The sequence below is a fragment of the Micromonospora sp. NPDC050980 genome (genome assembly GCF_040653835.1).
Lineage (GTDB): Bacteria > Actinomycetota > Actinomycetes > Mycobacteriales > Micromonosporaceae > Micromonospora.
Map to the genome: position 1 here is coordinate 1 of NZ_JBFAGS010000067.1, position 2,102 is coordinate 2,102.

The 2,102-nt window shown below is 74.6% G+C and carries 1 protein-coding gene; it reads right to left on the reverse strand.

Annotated elements, in window-relative coordinates:
• The coding region (locus AB0H28_RS30010; protein WP_358047500.1) for a beta-ketoacyl synthase N-terminal-like domain-containing protein at nt 1-2,102 on the reverse strand (2,102 nt) is incomplete at both ends.

Below are 2,102 nucleotides of genomic sequence, written 5' to 3' on the forward strand. Positions count from 1 at the left end.
CGTCGAACACCTCCGCGAACACCGGGAACCGCCCCACCAGACCGGCACCCATCCCGATGCGCTGCGCACCCTGACCGGTGAACAGGAACGCGGTCTTCCCGGCCGCGGCGACGCCGCCGGCCCGGCCGGCCTCGATCTCGGCGAGCCCGGCGAGGAAGCCCGGCAGGTCGGCGGCGACGACCGCCGCGCGGTGGGCGAGTCGGGCCCGTGTTATGGCCAGCGAGACCGCGACGTCGGCCGGGGCGGGGTGCCCGGCGAGCAGCTCCCGCAGGTTGGCGGCCTGCGCCCGCAGCGCCGCCCCAGTGCGGCCGTGCACCGCCCAGACCACGGGACGGTCCACCGGCTCCGGCGCGGGAGGTGCGGGTTCGGCGGGCGGCGCTTCGAGGATCGCGTGGGCGTTGGTGCCGCTGATGCCGAAGGAGGAGACGGCGAAGCGGCGGGGCCGCTCGTCGGTGGTGTCCCAGGGCCGGGCCTCGGTGAGCAGCCGGACGGCTCCGGCGGACCAGTCGACCTCCGGGGTCGGCGCGTCGACGTGCAGCGACGCCGGCAGCTCCTGGTGTCGCACCGCCATGACCATCTTGATGATCCCGGCCACGCCGGCCGCGGCCTGGGTGTGGCCGATGTTCGACTTCACCGACCCCAACCACAACGGCCGGTCCCGGTCCTGCCCGTAGGTCGCCAGCAACGCCTGCGCCTCGATCGGGTCACCCAGCGCGGTGCCGGTGCCGTGCGCCTCGACCGCGTCGACGTCGGTTGCGGCGAGGTTCGCGTTCGCCAGCGCCTGGGTGATGACCCGCTGCTGGGCGGGCCCGTTGGGGGCGGTCAGGCCGTTCGAGGCGCCGTCGGAGTTGACCGCGCTGCCGCGGACCACGGCGAGCACGCGGTGGCCGTGGCGGCGGGCGTCCGACAGCCGCTCGACGACGAGCACGCCCGCGCCCTCGGCCATGCTGGTGCCGTCGGCGGCGGCGGCGAACGGCTTGCACCGGGCGTCGGCGGCGAGGCCGCGCTGCCGGGCGAACAGGGTGAAGATGCTGGGGTTGGTCAGCACGGTGACGCCGCCGGCGAGGGCGAGGTCGCACTCGCCGGCGCGCAGCGCCTGCGCGGCCAGGTGCAGCGCGACAAGCGACGACGAGCACGCGGTGTCGACGGTGACGGCCGGGCCTTCCAGCCCGAACTGGTAGGCCACCCGACCGGACATGATGCTTGTCGCCGCGCCGGTCAACAGGTGTCCTTCCACCTCGTCGGGCAGGTCGACACCGACGCCGTAGGTGGAGGACGCCGCGCCGACGAACACGCCGGTGGGCGTGCCGCGCAGCGAGTCCGGGGCGATGCCGGCGCGTTCCAGCGCCTCCCAGGACACCTCCAGCAGCATTCGTTGCTGGGGGTCCATGGCGAGGGCTTCGCGGGGGGAGATGCCGAACAGGCGGGCGTCGAACTCGGCGGCGGCGTCGACGAAACCACCCTCACGCACGTAGGTCGTGCCGGGACGGTCCGGATCCGGGTCGTACAGGTTCGCCAGGTCCCAACCCCGATCCACCGGGAACCCGCTGATCGCGTCGCGGCCACCGGCCACCACCTCCCACAACTGCTCCGGCGACGACACCCCGCCCGGCAGGCGGCAGCCCATGCCCACGATGACGATCGGATCGGTGCCGACGTCGACGGCCGGCCGTGCGACGGGCGCGGCCGGGCCGCTGTCACCGGTCAGCCGCTCCAGCAGGAAGCCGGCGAGCGCGGCCGGGGTGGGGTAGTCGAAGACCAGCGTGGCCGGCAGCAGCACACCGGTCGCCGCGCGCAGCCGGTTGCGCAGCTCCACCGAGGTCAACGAGTCGAAGCCGAGCGCCTTGAACGGCTGGTCGGCGTCCATGGTGTCGGTGGCGCCGTAGCCGAGCACCGCGGCGGCGTTGTTGGTCACCAGGTCGAGCAGGAGGCTGTGTTGCGCGGCAGGGGCCATCCCGGCGAGTCGCGCGGGCAGTGAGCCGGTGCCGGCGCCCGTGGTGTTCACCTGGCGCAGGGCCGGTCGGACCAGGGCCCGCAGCAGCGCCGGGACCTCGACGTCACCGGTGCGGTAGCCGGCCAGGTCCAAGCTGATCGGCACCACG